Genomic DNA, 18306 nt, shown 5'->3' on the forward strand with positions numbered 1-18306 from the left:
ACAGACTGTCCATTAACATTCGTGATGTCGATTTTCTCTGGAGATGTCCATGAACCTCGGTACTTATCTCGCCCGAAGCGCCAGCTACTACCCCGATCTCGAAGCCCTTGTCTGCGGCGAAGGCCGGTGGACCTACAGCGAGCTCGATACGGCCGCAAACCGTCTCGCGTCCGCTCTCGCAGTGACCGGGACACGGCCCGGACACATGATCGGAACCTTTGCCGGAAACTGCGGGGAACTCGTAGTGACCGAAATGGCCTTGTACAAGGGAGGATTCGTCAGGGTGCCGATCAACGCACGACTGGGCGCCGACGAACTCGGGCATATCCTTGCCGACGCCGATGTGCGTGTCCTCTTCGTCGACCCCGCCCATGCCGAGATGGCGCTGAAGGTCGTCGCCGACGCAGGGCTGAACTGCAGGGTGATCGACTACAGCACTTCGACTCCCGGCGCGGACAGTTATCACGAACTGACGACAAGGGGCAGCGAAGACAACGTCGAGGTGGACGTCGACATTGACGCCCCGGCTGTCCTCAACTACACATCCGGGTCCACCGGCAAGCTCAAGGCTGCGGTCCAGAGTCACGGCAACCGCTTGGCGAACATGCGCAAGCGACTGATGAGCCCCGAAGGCGCGCCGACTGTTGGTGATCGCTACCTCGCCCCCGGCCCGATCACACACGCTTCCGGCATGGTGATGCTCGGAATGTTCGCCAGGGGCGCCGCAGTGGTGATCCTGCCGGCATGGGACACGAGGACGTTCCTGCAGACCATCGAACGTGAGCGGATCACCACCACCATGGTGGTCCCGACGATGCTCAACTTGCTGATGGACCATCCGTCGGTTACCGAAGTCGACCTGAGCTCTCTGCGCTGCATCGGCGTAGGCGCAGCGCCGGTTTCTCCACAACGGTTGCGCGACGCGGTAAAGGTGTTCGGTCCCATCGTCATTCAGGGATACGGGCTCGGCGAAACGACCAGCGTCGTCACTGTCTTGACCGCTGAAGACGTGGTGCGCGGTATCGAATCCGACCCTGAGCTTCTTCTCTCGTGCGGCCGGCCGGCATACGACACCGATGTTCGCGTGGTCGACGACAACGGCGTACAGGTCCCGGCCGGCACGATCGGCGAGATCGTAGCCAGTGGTCCGGACTGTGTCCGCGAATACTTCCACGAACCCGAGCTGTCGGCTGAGACGTTCAGGAACGGCTGGGTCCACACGGGCGATGTCGGCTATTTCCGCGAAGACGGCTACCTGTTCATCGTCGACCGCAAGAAGGACATGATCATCTCGGGCGGATTCAACATCTACTGCAGCGAGGTGGAGGCCGCTTTGTACGAACATCCTGCCGTTTCCGAAGTCTGCGTAGTGGGAGTTCCCGATCCGAAGTGGGGCGAAGCAGTCAAGGCTGTTGTCGTGACCAGAGATGGAACTGACACCACCGCAATGGAATTGATCGCGCACTGCTCGACGCGTCTGGCAAGCATGAAGAAGCCACGTTCGGTCGACTTCGCAGATTCGTTGCCTGTCAACCGAAACGGCAAGATCGATCGCCGCGCGATTCGCGCGACCTACTGGACCACCGCTGACCGTCACGTCAACTGACAGGAAATAGACATGTCATTCGCTCTCACCCCTACCTACGAAGACAATCCAAGACTTCAATCGCTCGTCGAGCGTCTACGGGACTATCTCGACGGCGAACTAGCCGAGTACGAAGCCGAATTGGGTCTCACTCAAGAATCCCACTACATCCGTGAGACGCTCGAGCCAGTGTGGAGACGCAGCCGCGAACTCGGCTTCTACGGAATACACCTCCCCACTGAACTCGGCGGCCAGAACCTCACCTTTACCGAACTCGCCGCACTCAAAGAAGAGGTCGGTGCATCGCCGCGGGTCCTCGCGACGTCCGTGCTCGGAGACATGGGTGGCCCACTCCGCGCGGGATCGATCTTTCAATACGCCACCGAGCACCAGTTGGAAAAGTACTTGATTCCGGTGCTGCGAGGAGAGAAGGCGTGCTGCTTTTCTCTCACCGAGAACGACGCAGGTTCCGATGTTCGCGGCATGCTCACCACAGCTACCCCGGACGGTGCCGGATGGCGCCTGAACGGCCACAAGGTGTTCTCGTCCGCGGGCCCCTTCGCCGACTTTTCGGTCCTGATCGCAAAGATGGCATCCGACGGCGACGGACCGGATTCGTACTCGGCCTTCCTGGTCGACTTGGATTCTCCTGGCTGCACAGTGGCGGACGGTGACGTCCCGATGTCCGGTCAGCACATCGAAGCGGACATCATCCTCGACGGCTGCTACGTGGGGCCGGAACAGCTTCTCGGAAATGTGGGCGAAGGCTTGAGAATCGGACTCGGTCGAGTCACAGTCAACCGGTTGTTGCACTGCCCCACCGTCCTCGGCGGAGCCCGCCGAGCACTGGAATTGTCGTTGAAGTACAGCAAGACTCGCCAGGTGCAGGGCGCTCCTCTTGCGATGTTGCAGTCCATCCAACACAAACTCGCCGACATGGCGACCGACTACTACGCTGCGCGCTCGATGACCTACGACGCACTCGCCACACTCGATGCCGGTGGGAGTCCGCGTACCGAAGCATTCATGTGCAAGCTGTTCGTTGCCGAGAAGGCCTTCACCATCGCCGACCACGCAGTTCAGATTCACGGAAAAGCCGGGGTCATCCGTGGTTCGGAGGTCGAATCACTGTTCCAGCGGTTGAGGATGTTCCGAATCCTCACCGGCTCCTCCGAGATTCAGAAGAACGGAATCGCGCGTCAATTACTCACCACCTGAAGATCATTCAAGGACAGTCGTATCCAATTTCGCGCCCGCCAGGTCGTCATACGCTCGACGTGACGGCCTGGCGGGCACTCGACATTTCGGAGGCAATCACCGTGATCGATCACGAACCGGACTACAGATTCAGTCTTGCGAACGAACGAACATTTCTGGCTTGGATACGAACTGCGTTGGGGCTGTTGGCAGGCGGCGTCGCAGTCGGTCAGTTCTACGTATCCGAAAACGACAACAATATGTACAAAATGCTCGGAGTCGTGTGCACCGTCGTGGCGTCGGCTGTAGCGCTCGGCGCGCTCAGACACTGGAAGGCCGTCCAAACCGCGATGAGGCGTGATCTTCCCTTACCCACGTCACCGATGATCGCGCTTCTCGTCGGCGGGGTGTGTGTCGTTGCGGGTCTCGGCGTAGGGATGACCGTGTTGTGACGAAAAACGAGCCGCCCGGACTGCAACCCGAGCGAACCGTGCTCGCCTGGCGACGAACTGCCCTCTCCTCTGTGACTGTGTCAGTGATCATCGGTCGCGAAATCGCTTTGCATCCGTCCGTTCTACGAATCGCAGTGTTCGCCACGCTCATCATTACGACTGCCGGAGTCATCGTGGGCACGACAATCCGTCATCGTCGACTCAGTCTGGACGACAAGGATTCTCGAGAAATACCGTTCATTGTCATGGCGACTTTGGCCGTAGGCGTCACGGTTGCGGGACTCGGCACCTGCACTGTCATCCAACTTTGAACAAAGAGATAGACAGTATGTCTATTTATGTATATTGTCTCCATTAATGCTCACTGTGACTCAGTGCACAGTCGACCGCCGAGCGCTGCCCACCGCGCCCAAGCAATCATCGGCATTTTTCGAGAGGGAACAATGACCACAGAACTTGCGGCACCTACTCAGTTTCCACGCAGTCGGCGAGGTAAGAACCTCGCACTCCTGACCGGCTCCACGGCAATGGACAACGCCGAAAGCAGCGTGACGTCCGTGCTCTTCCCTCTCATGCGCGAGGCCATGGGATTGTCATCGGCGGCGCTCGGCACGATCGTTGCAGTGGCCAAGGCCGTCGGGGTCTTCACGGCAATCCCCTGGGCGTTCCTTGCCCGACGATATTCTCGTAAGTCGGTACTTGCCATCTGTTCAGGGTTCTGGGGTGTCTGGGTAATCCTGGCCGGATTTTCCGGCAGTTTCACTCAGTTTCTCGTCCTCTATGCGATCGGCGCCGCAGGTTTCGCCGGCGCCGGCTCGATTGCATTGTCCATCCTCGGAGATCTGTACGAGGACGCCCGGAGGGGCCGCGCAACGGGATTGGTATACGGCGGCGTCGCCGTCATCACCGGCGCGACCGCCCCGATATTCGGGCTTTTGTCTCGCTTCGAAGATGGATGGCGCTACGGATACATCATCACCGGTGCAATCTGCATCGCCATCGGTGTGCTTATCATGCTTTTCCTCGACGATCCTGAATCCGGCGATGCGCCCGCACAGACGACCACCGACGATCTCGGCTCCAAAGCAAGATTCTGGCGCGAAGGGATACGAGAGCTACTCGCTATCAAGACATTCCGATACCTACTCGTACAACGCGCATTCTCGGGCCAGAACGTCATCATGAGCTTCAGCATCGTATTTCTCGTCGAGGAGCACGGATTCACGACCGCAACTGCTTCGATCATCGCACCGCCCTTCGCAATCGGGTACCTGCTCGGCACGTTCGTCGGCGGACGAGTCAACGACGCCGTACACGTCAAACGACCCCGAAACGGCCGCATCATCATGCTTCAGGCCAGCCAACTCGGATTCGCGGCCGCAGCACTGATCGCTACGCAGATTTCCTGGAACAGCATCGGCGCCTACGCGGTCTTGTTCGGGATCGTCGGCGTCCTTCAAGGTCAGGTCCCAGTGGTCAATCGGCCGATTATCATGGCCGTAGTTCGTCCGGAACTGCGAGCCCTGGCCTTTGCCGTCTCCGTCTCGACAGTCGAAGCGCTGGCCTACGCCGGATACGCTGTCTTGGTCGGAACTCTCGGCGACAGAATCGGATTGCAAGGCGCGCTCTTCATCGTCACCGTAGTGCTGACCACCGTCAACGGGGTCGCTTCAGGCGCACTGTATCGCCCCTACGCCCGCGACAGTGCGGCCCTACTCTCCGGGCCATCCGCCAACCCCCTACATGAACAGAATGCGCTTCGGCACTAGGCAATTCAGTTCATCAACTACGAACGCGGCAATCAACACTCCAACTCGGCAATCAAGACGGAAGTAGACCTCAGATGGCACAAAACATCGCAACGGGTGACATCCCCTGGGCGCGCGGATTCACCGACCCGGCCGACGTGCGCCAACAAGCCACAACCATACGAGAGATGGTAGCGACTCGCCGTGTGTGGCGCGGCGACGGACCCAAATGGACCCTCCCGACCGACTACACGGATCTGTCCGGTGTCACGTTGAACCTTCCGGATCAACCGAAGCAGACGGTGTCCGAGTTCCTCGCGGGTGCGCACAGTGACGGTATCGCAGTGCTACATCGGGGGCGCATCGTGTACGAGAGTTACTTGCACGGTTGCAAACCGCACGAACCGCACCTCAATGCATCGATGGCGAAATCCTACGTCGGTTTGATGGCTGCACTGGTCGAAGCACAAGGATTGTTCGACCGCGACGATCGGGCGTCGAAATTCATTCCCGAGTTGGCAGGAACTGCGTTCGGAGACAATCGGATTCAGGACCTTCTTCACATGGGCACTGATGTAACGTACGGCGGTCGGCCGTTCCATCGCACCATCGAAGCCAGCCGTTTCTGGGCCGTAGTCGCCCCGAAGCTGCGCCCCATGAATTACCGCGGCCCGGAGACCATTCTCGAGCACCTCGCCACGGCACGTACTGCGGGCCCGACCGGCGTCGAATTCCGCTACGAGAACGGCAATGTCGAGACTGTCGGAGAAATACTGCGCCGCGTGACCGGAACTTCACTCGCCGAACTACTCAGTGAGCTGGTCTGGTCAAGAATCGGAGCCGAAGAAGATGCGTTCTACATAGTCGACTCCGCTGGAACGGAAATGGCGGCGGGCGGATTCAGTGCGACCCTTCGAGACGTGGCCAGAGTGGGTGAGATGATTCGTTGTGACGGTGCCGTCGAGGATCGTCAGGTGATCCCACCGCACATCGCGCGATCGATGACCGCGGGAGTGCCCGCAGGCTATCCTTCGGAGGTCAGAAGCCCGCGTGCCCCTGTCGATTCCCCCGCGACGATGAGCTACCACGACTACTGGTGGATCCTCAATGATCCGTTCGGATCGTTCATGGCAAGCGGAATCCATGGCCAGAGGCTCTTGATCTCACGCGACCTGGAGTTTGTGGTCGCGCATTTCGGAGCCCACATCCTTTCGCCTGCAATCGACACCCCGAACTTCGTACCCGCGTTCCTTCAGATCGGCACTCACTTGGTATCGAACGCTCGCGGAGCGGTCCCCGTCAGCTGAGGTTTCCTCACACATTCAACCTGCGGCGGCTTCGAGCTCACTCAAGGATTCCTCGAGATGGCCGAGGAGCCGCTGCAAGTGCGGAACATTGCGGCGGCAGCCGACGAGCCCGAACTGCATGGTGTCCGCGTAGCCGATGACGGTGATGTTCATCGCCTGCCCGTCCAACGGAATCGATGCCGGGTAACAGCTCTCGAGTTTCGCGCCATTCCAATAGCGCGTCGTTGTCGGGCCGGGGACGTTGGAAATCACCAGATTGAAGACTGGACGCCCAGTGATCAGTCGGGATGAACCAGGGATCAGCGGCAGCCCGAGACCCGCGACGTTCAATGCACTGAGCGCCGTGATCTGCAGGGGCGTCAGGCCCGACATCAGGGACTTGGCGCTACTCATCGAGTCGTGAACTCTCTGAAGTCGGGCCGCCGGATCTACCAATTCGGTTGCCAGATCACACAACACCGCACCCACGGCATTGCCGGAAGCCTCACCCTCTTCGCCTTTGCGAAGGGATACCGGCACCATCGCGATCAACGGTTTGTCCGGCAACTCGTCCAGTTCGATCAGGTATCGCCGTAGCGCACCCGCGCACATTGCCAACACCGCATCGTTGAGCGTCACGTCTGCAACGCAGCTGACCTTGCGCAGGCGCTCGATCGGCCACGACTGCGCGGCGACACGCCTCGCTCCGGTGATCGGGACGTTGAAGATCGATTTCGGGGCAGCAAACGGCAACGGTGCGACGTGGTCCTTCACTGCCGAGGCAGCGGCGTTCACTATCGCAGGGCCGACCCCGACCACATCTTGCACGGTCTCGATCACGGAGCCCACCCGCCTCTGCAGGTCCAGCCCGCGACCGGCACGAACCCGCCCCGAAGAAGGTCGTTGCGCCCATGGAGGCATCGAATGTCGATCGTGCGGATCCGACGAGAGGCTGCGGTACCACGCCTGAACAGCAGACACACCATCCATGAGCGCGTGGTGCGTCTTCATGTACACGGCAACTCGGCCGTCGGCGAGACCTTCGATCACGTACGCCTCCCACAGCGGCCGATGCCGATCGAGCAGCGTGCCGTGGAGCATGGAGGTCAGCTCGAGCAACTCGCGGACTCGACCCGGCTTGGGCAGCGCGAGCAACCGGACGTGATACTCGAGATCGACGTCTGCGTCCTCCGTCCAACGCACCGGCGCGAAGTTCGACAAGAACTGCACCGGCTTGCGGCGAAAGAGTGGCCGAATCGAGTCGACGTCGGTGAGCGAACGGTAGAGCGACCTGGCAAATTCGCCGTCGTCCCCTTCCGGCGGAACGAAAAGCGACAGGCCACCGACGTGCATGGGATGCTCCCGTGACTCCATCAGTAGGAACATCGAGTCGAGCGGCAGCATCAGCGTCATGGCGATCCGTTCTCTCGGGCAGCTGCCCGGAGTACCGATCAGCCGCTGTTCGACAAAGTTACTCGCCCTGACTTCCCTCATTGGCGACTCCGACAAAACATTGCCCCCTCGATTTCGACAGGAGTCCGATATTCCCGTCGACGAACGCCTTTTCGGGTCGAAGCACCTCACAGCGATTCGCGGGTGAATGACGAGACACAGAGCACTGCAACAAATTTCAATCCTCACAGCCGCAAGTAGTAGCGGAGGCGATCGCAGTAATACTTTTGTCGGAATTGTTTCAAATTGTCTGTACATCCAAGTCACACGTGACTACCGTCACTCATCATCACAATCCCGACTGGTCGGTTGTACCCAAAGGAGAAATACATGTCCCGACGTTCGACGTCGCGTGGGCTTTTCGGCGCACTCGCCACCGCAACTGTGTTCACCACCGCCGCTGCGGTGGGAAGCTTGTCAGCAAGCCTTGCAGGAGCCGCCCCGGCAGCGGAGATCCCCTTCGGCGGTTGGGATTCATGTCCGATCGACAATCCCGAGACCAGCACCTGTATGGACGTCACGGTCACCGGCGGAAACATGAAGATCGGCAAGCTTTCCGTCAACATTCCCGCCGGGGCGATGCGCATCGCAGGCGGAGTTGCATACCGGGAGAATCCAGAGGCTGAATTCGGATTCGACCAAGTATTCATCCCACCCAACGACAACAGTCGGGGGATCTACGCCAAACCCATCGACATCCCCGGGGGCGCACTCGGAATCGACCTGCCATTCAACAATCTCTTCGGACTGAACAAGGCTTCGGCCACCGTAGAGTCGACGTCTGCACTCCCCACCGTGGACGCATTTCAGCTTGGTGTGAAGCTACCCGTCAAACTGAAGATCGCGAACCCTCTCCTCGGCGGCAAATGCTACCTGGGCTCGGACAACAACCCCGTCCAACTCAACTTGGATGTGACCGAATACGGTGTCCTCGAAGAGGTTCCAGGTTTCCCGGACACTGCCGTCGTTCGAAACACCGGGCACACCGGACAGCCCTTCGCGGTCCCGACAGCTTCCGGGTGTGGCCCGTTCGGCGTTCTGAATCCAATCGTCAACTGGCGCGCCGGGCTTCCCTCGTCCACCACGTCCAACTCCCTCGCCACGACGAGTGACGTCTACAACATCGGTGCCGACAGCCTCAGGCCCCAGCCGGCAGGCTCACCCGAACCCGCTGCCGTCGTTGCCGAACGTAGTGCCAACTAGCAATCCAACCCACTGCCACAGAACCGTCATCGACGACAGATTGCCACCTCGAAACGGAGTTCACTTGTCCATGCGCACAATACGATTCAGAGCCGCGCTCGCCGTCGTCGCAGCGGGAGTCCTCACTCTCGGGGCGGTGTCAACCGCGACGGCGGCCCCGCTGCCCAATGCGCCGTTCGGGGGCTGGGGAAAATGCCCGATAGCCAATCCGGAGACAAGCACCTGTGTCGATGTCGTCGTCAAAGGCGGCGAAATGAACATCAACGGGCTCAAAGTACCGATTCCTTCCGGCTCGTTGAATATCGCCGGCGGTGTCGCCTATCGCGAGAACCCCGACGCTGAATTCGGGTTCGACCAGATCTTCATTCCTCCCACTGACGGCACCAAAGGCGTCTATTCCACCCCCATCGAGGTACCAGGAGGAATCTTCGGGCTCGGTATACCGTTCCCCGGCGGCTTGACCACCATCAAGGCAACAGTCGAACCGGTCGCGTTGCCAACAGTCGACGCATTCCAACTCGGTGTCACACTTCCGGCAAGATTGAAGATCTCCAACCCCTTGCTGGGCGGCAACTGCTATCTGGGTTCTGCGAGCAACCCGATCATGTTCAAACTCGGAGTGTCCGAAAATGGTGTCCTGGAGGAAGTTCCAGGATTTCCGGATACCGCCGCCGTCAGAAACGTGACGCACGCCGACCAGACGTTCGCGGTACCGGGCGCATCTGGATGTGGACTGTTCGGCGCATTGAATTGGGCAGTCAATCTTCGCGCCAACGTTCCGTCTTCGAGTGGTCACAACTCGTTGACCACCACAAGCGATGTGTTCAACATCGGCGCCGACAGCCTGCGGACGCAGTAGAGCAAGCACCGGCGACTCACGAAGTATCACCGACAACAAGGAGATATCGATGTCCCATGCAGTTCGCCGCACCACCATCGTCACAGCTGCCGCCGCAGCCGCGATTGCAGTCGCAGCCGGCACCGCTCTGGCTTCGACCGTCGTCACTCCAGCGGGTCAAACCGTGACTGCTTCGAGCAGCAATCTCAGTATCAAGACAGGAACGATCACACTTACCTGCTCCAGTACGACGGGCTCCGGGACCATCCCATCCGCGCCGGGTAATTCCAACACCGGCACCGGCGGAGTCAACGTCAATATCGGCACCCCCAGCCTGACCGGGTGCAAGGCTAACGGCCTACCCGCTGTGGTCACCACCTCCGGCTCGTGGCTATTGAACGTCTCGGCAGACACCGGATCGGCTCAGGGATCCCTGGTCATTCCTGCAGGAGGCGCAGTCGTGACGATGCCCGGATCCACGTGCACAGTCACCGTCGGGGCCAGCACTATCGGACCGCTGCCATTCGATATTCCCAACCAGCGCGTCGTGGCCAGCAACACCGGCACTGTGAACTACACGCGTACCGGCACCGGGCCCGTCTGCCCCGCCGCAGCCACTGGCACGGCAACCATGTCCGGCACACTGCAGTTCGCGTCGGCCTCGCCGATCAACGTGACGCCGTAACGATCGACAGCTAGACAATAGGCTCGTTGGGGGATCGACGCTTCCGTCGCTCCCCCAACGAACGTCCTGTGGACCGGGTCCGCACACGATCGCCTTCGGTTACGCCACGAAGCGGACCGGCGCGTTATCCATCTCCTGCTTCGGTGGCGTCGAGTAACGCGCCAAGGGCGCGGTGGAGCTCGGCGAGTTCCCGCCCTCCGGTTTTCGTCAGCACTTCCGTATTCTTTGCATCGAATTGGCGGACAATGTCTTTAGCGAGCTCTATGACTCGTTTGCCCTCGTCACTGAGATCGAGGCGAACGGCTCGCGCATCGCGACTATCGCGTTCACTGACAACAAACCCGCTCTTCTCCAACGCTCGCACGAGCTTGGATATGTAGATTCGCTGCAATCCTGTGTGCGCTGAGAGTTCTCGCTGACTCGGCCTCTCCCCCGCACTCACCAGACCATGCAGAGACGCGAGCACTGAATACTGGGCGTGAGTCAACCCCAGGTGCGCGATCGCTCGGTCAACCCCCGCCCGCCAGCGCAAGCCAAGGTGCCACACCAGCGACCCTGTCGTCCATGTTTCTCGATCTTGCATACAAATAGAATACATGGCTACTATCTCAATTAGAGTATATGGAAACTATTTGAGGAGTCGCAATGCCCACAATTCCCGTGCTCGACTCGACCATGGCCTACCGCTCGCGCGGTGAAGGACCACCCTTCGTACTCATCCACGGAAACCCCACATCCTCGCACTTGTGGCGAAACATCCTGCCGCAGATAGGAAATCTGGGCCGTGCACTTGCCCCTGACCTCATCGGAATGGGGCGGTCAGGCAAACCGCCAATCAACTACGGCTTCCTCGACACCGCCCGCTACCTCGACGCCTGGTTCGACCAGATGGAACTCGACGACGTCGTACTCGTCGGACACGACTGGGGCGGGGCACTTGCACTGGACTGGGCTGCCCGCCACCCCGATCGCGTCCGAGGTGTGGCCTTCTTCGAAACGATCCTTCGTCCGATGACCTGGGACGAACACTTCCCGGGAGAGGCACGGGCACGGGTGGAAGCTCTGAGGGACTCCGACACAGGAGAGACGAAGGTACTCGACGAGAACTTCTTTCTCGAAATAGCGCTTCACAGAACGGTTCTCGGTGAAATGACCGAAACCGATGCCGAGGCCTATCGCTCCCCTTATCCGTCACGAGAGAGTCGCCGACCCCTTCTCGAGTGGCCACGATCCTTCCCCATCGAAGGAACTCCCGGTGACGTGAATGCACGTGTGGCGGCGTACAGCGATTGGCTCGCAGAAAGCACCGACGTACCCAAACTTCTTCTCACCTTCAGCGGCCCCGCAGAACTTCTCATGATCGGACCTGACGAAGTCACGTGGAGCCGATCGAATATCGCAAATCTCGAGGTGGAACAGTGCGGTCCCGCAGGACATCTCGCCCCCGAGGATCAGCCTGCGGCCATCGCGGCGGCGATCACCGAATGGACACAGCGGCAACACTGTTTCAACCGCGAGTGACGTGGGACTGTCGCCAAGTACTCTGAGCGCCGGTTTCCCCGACCCATGCGGTAGCGATCCAGACAATGCTCCGAAATATGGGACCGACACCACCTCCGCCGGATTTGTCCGATATAACTAACTGGCGAGTACGCCGGTTGGGACGAGGTCGAGAACGAGGGGGCGTGTGTGGTGAACGAGGACGGGTTGGGGCGAACGTCAGGATCGGGGGCTCAACACCGGGTGGGCGGCTTTCTCTATCACCGCAACGGCGACCGGTGGGAGTGGTCGGACGAAGTTGCACGGATTCACGGATACGAACCCGACCAAGTAGCTCCGACGACAGAATTGATGCTCTCGCACAAGCATCCCGACGACCGAAGACACGTTGCTCAGACACTGCACGCCATCCGCACTTCAGGCGGACCCTTCAGCAGCCGCCACCGCATCATCGACACAGCAGGGGACACTCACTCGGTAATCGTCGTCGGCGACAGCGTCGTGGACGAGTCGGGTGCCGTGGTCGGCAGCTCAGGCTTCTACATCGACGTCACCGAAACCCTCGACAGTACGGTGAAAGCGTCTGTCGACGTGCTGGTCAACGAAATCACCGCTTCTCGCGGAGTAATCGAGCAAGCCAAAGGCATGCTCATGGTGATCTACGGCATTTCGGCCGATCGCGCCTTCGACATCCTCGTGTGGCGTTCTCAAGAGACCAACGTGAAACTCCGGGATGTTGCCGAACAGTTGATAATTCGAACGCTTGACGACTTCCGGGTCCCGACACTACTGCGGACCCGATTCGATCACGTGCTGTTACAGGGTTGAATGACAACAGGGTTGAGGGATCTGCTTAAGGCGGTTCCCGTGGCTGGCTGCTCAACCTCGAGGAACCTCGCCCGCATTGATTCCGGGACGGTCCGATGCGGCCTATCCCCGTTGTTACCCAACGCGGAGTAAAAGGAAACTACTCGTCGTCAGACTTCTCGTCGGAGGTCTCCTCGACCAGTTCAGGCGCCTGTTCTCGCGTTGCCATTCCCCCGTCGCCGCCCTTGTCCACGGGTCCTGGGTGCCCGCCCTTGGGCGACTGGTCGTTGTCGTCTTTGTCGGTCATGCGATCGTCCTCATCATCTCGTCGTCTCGGTCCTGGAGCCGGCGCAAAGAGACCGGGACCCAGCTCCATCTCAATCTAACGCGCTCAGGACTTCTCGCAACCCTCACCGATTTTGTTTGCATTTCAGTGCTTTCGGGCAGGTGACTGCGAACAGCATTTCCACGATGAGAGGTCGATCCCAGTGCGCGCAGTGACTTGGCAAGGCAAACGGAAAGTAAGCGTCGATACGGTTCCGGACCCGAAGATCGTCGAACCCACCGACGCAATCATCAAGGTCACCACGACGAATATCTGCGGATCCGATCTGCACCTGTACGAGACTCTGGGTGCGTTCATGAATGCCGGCGACATTCTCGGCCATGAACCGATGGGCATCGTCGAAGAAGTCGGTTCGGAAGTCACGAATCTCGAGATAGGTGACCGCGTCGTCATTCCGTTCCAGATCTCGTGTGGCAACTGTTTCATGTGCGATTCGAGCCTCTACACACAGTGCGAGACGACGCAGGTCCGCGATCAGGGAACGGGCGCAGCATTGTTCGGCTTCTCCGAGCTCTACGGCTCGGTGCCAGGCGGGCAGGCTGAGTACCTCCGAGTACCGCAAGCACATTTCACACACATCAAAGTTCCCGAAGGTCCAGCGGATTCGCGATTCGTCTACCTCTCCGACGTGCTCCCCACAGCCTGGCAGTCGGTCGAATACGCCGACATCCCGCCGGGTGGGTCCGTGACAATCCTCGGCCTCGGACCGATCGGTGACATGGCGGCTCGTATCGCCCACCACAAAGGGTTTCGAGTATTCGGTGTGGACCGTGTACCCGAACGCCTTGCGCGCCTTGCCGAACGCGGTATCGAGACCCTCAACCTGGACGACTACGGCAGCAAGATCGGCGATGCCATCAGAGACGCGACAAATGGCCGCGGAACCGATTCGGTGATCGACGCTGTCGGTATGGAAGCGCACGGGTCTCCGATCGGAAAGCTCGCGCAGCAGTTCGTCGGACTCCTTCCCGATGCTCTTGCCGCACCTGCGATGCGTAACGCAGGAATCGATCGCCTTGGCGCTGTCTATTCGGCCATCGACATCGTTCGGCGCGGCGGAACCATCTCTTTGATCGGTGTCTACGGCGGAATGGTTGATCCGCTGCCGCTGATGACCATGTTCGACAAGCAGATTCAGCTCAGGATGGGCCAGGCGAATGTCAAGAAGTGGGTAGAGGACATCATGCCCCTGCTCACTGACGACGACCCACTCGGCGTCGACACCTTTTCCACCCATCAGCTGCCGCTCGATCAGGCGCCACACGCCTACGAGATCTTCCAGAAGAAGCAGGAAGGCGCGGTCAAGATCCAACTGAAACCGCACCTGTAGTTCAACGCCGATCAGTTCGACGGTTCATCCGCCACGTCCGCATCTTGTTCGCGAAACCACCGATCGTCATACTCACACCTCACACACGCTCGACAGAAAGAACCTGAAACCGAAATGGCTCGCGAACTTACCGTCTCCGACAGCATCGTCGTCAGCTCCCACGCGCTTTCCCTCTACGAGGTCATCAGCGATCCCACTCGTATGGGTGCCTGGAGTCCCGAAAACATAGGCGCAACCTTGCGGGGAGACCGCGAAAGCGCTTTCCTGGGCATGGAGTTCGACGGGCACAACAAGCGTGGGCGCGCGCAGTGGACCACGCGATGCACAGTCACCGCTGCCGAGGCCGGGAAGCTCTTCGAATTCCGTGTTCACAAGATCGGCCTCGGTACTCCCCGGATCCCCGCCTCTATCGCAACCTGGCAGTACCGATTCTCGCCGGTGCCCGACGGAACCCGAGTTACCGAAACGTGGACCGACGACAGGCGCGGCTGGCCGGACTTCGCCGCCGACATGTTCGACAAAATTGCCACCGGAGGAAAGACCTTCGCCGACTTTCAGCGCGGCAACATCCGCAAGACGCTCCTGAACCTCAAGAACGCAGTTGAGCAGGAGGTTTCCGGAATCGAAGGTAACGTCGGCTGACCGGCCGACACCATTTGTGGCAGTTTCTGCCACTTTTGGTACAGTGCGGATATGGCAACAGCCCGCCGCACTGCACTACTTCTCCGCGTCTCGCAGAGTTGTGCTGCCGCTTTCGTCGAACGCGGCGACACTTCGACGACCATCGCAGAGCTCGCCGAGCGGGCAGAAATCTCCGAGCGAACGTTCTACCGTTGCTTCGCCACCAAAGAGGAGAGCATCTGGCCGATGCTCGACGAGGGAAACCGCAGTCTGGCCACGGCACTCAGCGCGCAAGCCCGCGAATTCGGGCTCGCAGCGGCTGTGAAGAATGCCTTTATCGCATCGGTCGGCGAGTCCTTCGAGCCGATGACCCGATCACTGATGCCCATCATCTTCGGTGATGCGGCACTCCGGAGAGTTTGGGAATCAGCAACTTTCGAGACGATGGAACTGATTCGCCCAGAAGTCGCACGCCTGATCGACCGTCCGGAAACCTCGCTCGACACCACAGCGGCTTCGGGCCAGGCAACACTTGCGGTAGTCGCCGCACTGCGTGAGATGGCAGACCTCCGGACGCCCGCACCCGAGGCCATCACCCGCGCGCTCGGGGCGTTCTCGAAGCCATATCTCGCAACACCAACAGGTAAGGAACAATCATGACTCAGGATCTCTCCGGAAAAATCGTTCTCGTCACCGGCGGCGCACGCGGCCTGGGCGAGGCGTTTGCCCGCGGCATCGTCGCGGGCAACGGCCGCGTCGTCATCGGCGACCTACTCGACGACGACGGTCGAGCAGTGGCCGAATCTCTCGGCGACGCAGCGCGTTACGTTCACCTCGACGTCACCGATCCAGCGTCTTGGAAGTCCGCCGCCGAGTACGCGGTATCCGAGTTCGGCGCGATCAACGGTTTGGTCAACAACGCCGGAATCTCGGCGTCCGGCCAGACAGTCGCCGAGGAACCACTCGAGACGTTCCAGCGCATCATCCAGATCAACCTGGTGTCCGTGCACACCGGTATCCACACGGTAGTGCCGTTCATGAAGGCAGCCGGCGGCGGATCCATCGTGAACATCTCCTCGGCCGCCGGCCTGATGGGCATGGCTCTGACCAGCGGTTACGGCGCAGCCAAGTGGGGCGTGCGTGGGCTGAGCAAGATCGCCGCCGTCGAACTCGGTCGCGACAAGATCCGGGTCAACTCGGTTCACCCCGGCATGGTCCTGACGCCCATGACTGCACCGACGGGTATCAGCCTCGAAGAGGGCGCATTCCCCAACAATCCGTATCGCCGTGTCGGTCGCCCGGAGGAGTTGGTCGGCGCGGTCACCTACCTGCTTTCCGACGATGCCTCGTACACAACGGGTTCCGAGATCGCCGTCGACGGCGGGTGGACTGCCGGCCCGTCGATCGAATACATCGCCGGCCAGTAAGGCAGGGATCCGTTCCCGCCCGAATCTGCGCATTCCGAACGCCCTCAGGTGAATACCAAACTCTCTCTGATTGCATTCGGAGAAGACAACTTTCGCAGTCGCTGCAGCGCCCGATGCAGGTTGAGTGACACCTCGTCTGTCGTACGGGCAAGCGACGTTGCGGTCGCCTTTGTATCGAGCCCGACGATCAGCCGCAACACCAGGACATCGCGTTCGACAACCGGGAGCGTTGTCGGAGGCGGGAGCGATCCACCGCTGAACCCGTCGGATGCCGCCCGAGCAATCGCGATGCTTGTACTCGCGTACAGCACGCGAAGAAAAGGCTGATACGTCTCCGATCCGTCGCACACTGCCGTGAGAACGGCGACGCACGCGGCATCCGCGGCGGAATCGGAAACCGCCTGATCAAGCTCGGCGCGGCACCGCAGCACAACCATCGGACGAAACGCCGCATACAAACTGGCCATGGACTCACGGCTACCGCGCCGCGCCGCGGCGGCCAATACATCCAGCGAGCCTTCCTGCAACATGGGCTTACACTCTCTTTCTCGACGGGACATTCGTTGTGCGGTCCGAGAGATCAGCTCGAACCGAACGGTCCCACGAAGTAGTTTCCGGCGGATGGACATGGCACGATCAATCCCCTGCCCGAAGGATTCTCGAGGCTCTCTCTCAGCTCTGAGGCACACACCAGTGAAGTCCTGCATCCTTGCCGCTCACTGGCACTGACCTGGCAAATTCCTGGCAGGATGCTGATTCAAACCGAACGCCTTGCACTGCAGAATTTTTCGATCCAGTCAGCGTGTATTTGCTGATCCAAGTCCGACCGTTCCGTTCCAGGCGACGAGGGGTCACACGGGCGTATGGTCGAGAGAGTTCGGCTCAGTCGTCAAGAGCGGAAGGACACCCAGACAATGCGGAGCGATGGAGATACGTGGGACATCGTCAGTAGCGTCGGACTTACCGCGCTGGCAGTGGCAACGTTCCGGGCACTGGAGAGCACCCGTCCGGACGCGATCATCGAAGACAAGTTCGCATCGTGGTTCGTAGAAGCTGCAGCCGAGCCGCATTTCACAGCTCTTCTGAAAGATCCCACACTCCTCGAGGACACCCCCTTCGGCGGTTTCATGGGGTTGCGAACCAGGTTCTTCGACGAATTCTTCTCGTCGTCAACCGAATCCGGAGTAAGGCAGGCGGTAATCGTTGCAGCAGGGTTGGATTCGCGTGCGTACCGGCTGGATTGGAGCTCAGGATCGACGGTATTCGAAGTGGATCAGCCAAAGGTGCTGGAGTTCAAAGCCGAAGTGCTCGCGGCGCACGACGCCCAGCCGAAGACCGATAGACGCACTGTGCCTACTGATCTGCGAAACGACTGGCCGGCCGCACTCGAGGAGGCTGGTTTCGACCCGAACGAACCCACAGCCTGGTCGGCGGAAGGCCTGCTCGCCTATCTCCCCGGCCCGGCCCACGACGCCCTGTTCGAGCGGATCGACGAACTCTCGGCCACCGGTAGTCGCTTGGCGGTGAACGACTTTCCGGCCGGAACCGACCCGAGCAAGCTTGCGGCCATCAGATCCAAGTACTTCGCCAAGGACCCGTTCGGAGACCTGGACATTTCGCAACTGTTCTACAGCGACAAGCGATCCGATCCGGGCCAGTGGTTGGCTGAACACAATTGGACTGTCCGACGCTTCAGCTCGGTCGAGTTGGCAGAACTGTACGATCGTCGGATCCCCGAACTCCCCGAAGAAATCGCAGCGCTGTCAACGCAACCGTCCTTTTTGGCCGCGACCAAGAACTAGCTCTCGCAGTCATCACGAAAGTTCTTC

At 60.2% G+C, this 18306-nt stretch carries 20 protein-coding genes; 16 read left to right on the forward strand and 4 right to left on the reverse strand.

Going from position 1 to position 18306, the window contains the following annotated elements; translation table 11 throughout:
* Positions 1 to 49: 49 nt before the first annotated feature.
* From ATN37_RS06440 to ATN37_RS06465, 6 genes are all read left to right on the forward strand, one after another.
* Entirely contained in the window at positions 50 to 1606 is a 1557-nt protein-coding gene (locus tag ATN37_RS06440; protein WP_063315142.1) for a long-chain fatty acid--CoA ligase, read from the forward strand.
* A 12-nt stretch (positions 1607 to 1618) separates the two neighbouring features.
* Positions 1619 to 2803: an acyl-CoA dehydrogenase family protein gene (locus ATN37_RS06445; RefSeq protein WP_217018457.1), complete on the forward strand. Its 1185-nt coding sequence runs from the start codon at positions 1619 to 1621 to the stop codon at positions 2801 to 2803.
* 59 nt (positions 2804 to 2862) lie between these two features.
* The gene (locus ATN37_RS06450; protein WP_081557457.1) at positions 2863 to 3234 is read left to right on the forward strand and encodes a YidH family protein; all 372 of its coding nucleotides are present in this window, start codon (positions 2863 to 2865) and stop codon (positions 3232 to 3234) included.
* Complete coding sequence (locus ATN37_RS06455) at positions 3231 to 3545, forward strand: DUF202 domain-containing protein (RefSeq protein ID WP_217018456.1); 315 nt, start codon at positions 3231 to 3233, stop codon at positions 3543 to 3545. The genes ATN37_RS06450 and ATN37_RS06455 overlap by 4 nt, the downstream gene beginning before the upstream one ends.
* A gap of 132 nt (positions 3546 to 3677) precedes the next feature.
* Positions 3678 to 5003 carry an MFS transporter gene (locus ATN37_RS06460; RefSeq protein ID WP_083058333.1) on the forward strand — a complete coding sequence of 442 codons (1326 nt, stop codon included), beginning with the start codon at positions 3678 to 3680 and terminating at the stop codon, positions 5001 to 5003.
* Between the two features lie 74 nt (positions 5004 to 5077).
* Positions 5078 to 6289: a serine hydrolase gene (locus ATN37_RS06465; protein ID WP_217018454.1), complete on the forward strand. Its 1212-nt coding sequence runs from the start codon at positions 5078 to 5080 to the stop codon at positions 6287 to 6289.
* 15 nt (positions 6290 to 6304) lie between these two features.
* Here the strand turns inward: ATN37_RS06465 and ATN37_RS06470 are convergent, their stop codons facing one another.
* Positions 6305 to 7681, reverse strand: coding sequence for a wax ester/triacylglycerol synthase family O-acyltransferase (locus ATN37_RS06470; RefSeq protein WP_042452456.1), 1377 nt, complete (start codon positions 7679 to 7681; stop codon positions 6305 to 6307).
* Positions 7682 to 8050: 369 nt separating this feature from the next.
* On the opposite strand from ATN37_RS06470, the gene ATN37_RS06475 reads away from it, so the two are divergent.
* From ATN37_RS06475 to ATN37_RS06485, 3 genes are all read left to right on the forward strand, one after another.
* Positions 8051 to 8923 (forward strand): hypothetical protein, encoded by an 873-nt coding sequence (locus ATN37_RS06475; RefSeq protein ID WP_058038890.1) that lies wholly within the window; start codon positions 8051 to 8053, stop codon positions 8921 to 8923.
* A 70-nt stretch (positions 8924 to 8993) separates the two neighbouring features.
* The gene (locus ATN37_RS06480) at positions 8994 to 9782 is read left to right on the forward strand and encodes a hypothetical protein (RefSeq protein ID WP_003945568.1); all 789 of its coding nucleotides are present in this window, start codon (positions 8994 to 8996) and stop codon (positions 9780 to 9782) included.
* A gap of 49 nt (positions 9783 to 9831) precedes the next feature.
* Complete coding sequence (locus tag ATN37_RS06485) at positions 9832 to 10446, forward strand: hypothetical protein (protein ID WP_054827310.1); 615 nt, start codon at positions 9832 to 9834, stop codon at positions 10444 to 10446.
* Positions 10447 to 10570: 124 nt separating this feature from the next.
* On the opposite strand, the gene ATN37_RS33115 is transcribed toward ATN37_RS06485, so the two are convergent.
* Entirely contained in the window at positions 10571 to 11044 is a 474-nt protein-coding gene (locus ATN37_RS33115) for a MarR family winged helix-turn-helix transcriptional regulator (protein WP_374103510.1), read from the reverse strand.
* Positions 11045 to 11091: 47 nt separating this feature from the next.
* Here ATN37_RS33115 and ATN37_RS06495 point away from each other — a divergent pair, with 47 nt between their 5' ends.
* Positions 11092 to 11967 (forward strand): haloalkane dehalogenase, encoded by an 876-nt coding sequence (locus ATN37_RS06495; protein WP_054827312.1) that lies wholly within the window; start codon positions 11092 to 11094, stop codon positions 11965 to 11967.
* A 168-nt stretch (positions 11968 to 12135) separates the two neighbouring features.
* Complete coding sequence (locus ATN37_RS06500; RefSeq protein WP_218694931.1) at positions 12136 to 12774, forward strand: PAS and ANTAR domain-containing protein; 639 nt, start codon at positions 12136 to 12138, stop codon at positions 12772 to 12774.
* A 139-nt stretch (positions 12775 to 12913) separates the two neighbouring features.
* On the opposite strand, the gene ATN37_RS06505 is transcribed toward ATN37_RS06500, so the two are convergent.
* On the reverse strand, positions 12914 to 13060 hold the full coding sequence (locus tag ATN37_RS06505; RefSeq protein ID WP_003945804.1) for a hypothetical protein: 147 nt from the start codon (positions 13058 to 13060) through the stop codon (positions 12914 to 12916).
* A 181-nt stretch (positions 13061 to 13241) separates the two neighbouring features.
* Here ATN37_RS06505 and ATN37_RS06510 point away from each other — a divergent pair, with 181 nt between their 5' ends.
* From ATN37_RS06510 to ATN37_RS06525, 4 genes are all read left to right on the forward strand, one after another.
* A complete protein-coding gene (locus ATN37_RS06510; RefSeq protein ID WP_054827313.1) occupies positions 13242 to 14429 on the forward strand; it encodes a zinc-dependent alcohol dehydrogenase in 1188 nt (395 codons plus the stop codon).
* Between the two features lie 114 nt (positions 14430 to 14543).
* Entirely contained in the window at positions 14544 to 15071 is a 528-nt protein-coding gene (locus ATN37_RS06515; protein WP_058037542.1) for an SRPBCC family protein, read from the forward strand.
* A 51-nt stretch (positions 15072 to 15122) separates the two neighbouring features.
* Positions 15123 to 15710 carry a TetR/AcrR family transcriptional regulator gene (locus ATN37_RS06520; RefSeq protein WP_007734655.1) on the forward strand — a complete coding sequence of 196 codons (588 nt, stop codon included), beginning with the start codon at positions 15123 to 15125 and terminating at the stop codon, positions 15708 to 15710.
* Positions 15707 to 16477, forward strand: a complete 771-nt coding sequence (locus ATN37_RS06525) for a glucose 1-dehydrogenase (protein WP_003945779.1) — start codon at positions 15707 to 15709, stop codon at positions 16475 to 16477. The genes ATN37_RS06520 and ATN37_RS06525 overlap by 4 nt, the downstream gene beginning before the upstream one ends.
* Positions 16478 to 16521: 44 nt before the next feature.
* On the opposite strand, the gene ATN37_RS06530 is transcribed toward ATN37_RS06525, so the two are convergent.
* Complete coding sequence (locus ATN37_RS06530; protein WP_058037543.1) at positions 16522 to 17007, reverse strand: hypothetical protein; 486 nt, start codon at positions 17005 to 17007, stop codon at positions 16522 to 16524.
* A 384-nt stretch (positions 17008 to 17391) separates the two neighbouring features.
* Between ATN37_RS06530 and ATN37_RS06535 the strand changes: the two genes are divergently transcribed.
* Positions 17392 to 18279 (forward strand): class I SAM-dependent methyltransferase, encoded by an 888-nt coding sequence (locus tag ATN37_RS06535; RefSeq protein WP_047269285.1) that lies wholly within the window; start codon positions 17392 to 17394, stop codon positions 18277 to 18279.
* Positions 18280 to 18306: the final 27 nt, after the last annotated feature.

Origin of the sequence: Rhodococcus sp. MH15, from assembly GCF_019266045.1 — a bacterium.
GTDB classification, from domain to species: Bacteria; Actinomycetota; Actinomycetes; order Mycobacteriales; family Mycobacteriaceae; genus Rhodococcus_F; species Rhodococcus_F qingshengii.